We start from the raw sequence: 561 nt of genomic DNA on the forward strand, positions 1-561 counted from the left end.
TGCGGACGCGGGGCTAATCGTCGTCCCCGTGCCCCGCGCCGCAATCGGACTCAAGAAAATTGGCCACAAAAAGACCGTTGACTTGTCCGATAGACATTCTTTACAGTCCAACGCATTGGCTGACAACGTTGTCTACTGGCTAGACACGCGCAATGAAGGGCGACACAAGCAACATGAAACAATCCACAATGCGGAGCACGCGCAGCGTCTCTGCTCTGACACTGGCTAGCCTCTCGCTCGCCGCAGCATTGGCCGGCGCCACGCCCGCGTCCGCCGCCGAACTCGGGGATGAGCTGCACCGGCCGGCCATCCACTACACGCCGGAAAAGAACTGGATGAACGACCCCAACGGGCTCGTATTCCACAAGGGCGTCTACCACATGTACTACCAGCACAACCCTTCCGGGAACACCTGGGGGAACATGTCCTGGGGCCACGCCACGTCCAAGGACCTCGTCCACTGGGAAGAGCAGCCGCTGGCCATCTCCACCGATGCCCAGGAAGATGTTTTCTCCGGCAGCGTCGTCGTGGACAAAAACAACACATCAGGACTCGGCACCG

1 pseudogene is annotated in these 561 nt (G+C 60.1%); it reads left to right on the plus strand.

Annotated features, from left to right (window positions below):
- Positions 1-173: 173 nt before the first annotated feature.
- Positions 174-561: pseudogene (locus tag CXQ89_RS17880) on the plus strand (glycosyl hydrolase family 32); the annotation flags it as partial.

The sequence above is a fragment of the Arthrobacter sp. ZGTC212 genome, assembly GCF_002929255.1.
GTDB lineage: Bacteria > Actinomycetota > Actinomycetes > Actinomycetales > Micrococcaceae > Arthrobacter_B > Arthrobacter_B sunyaminii.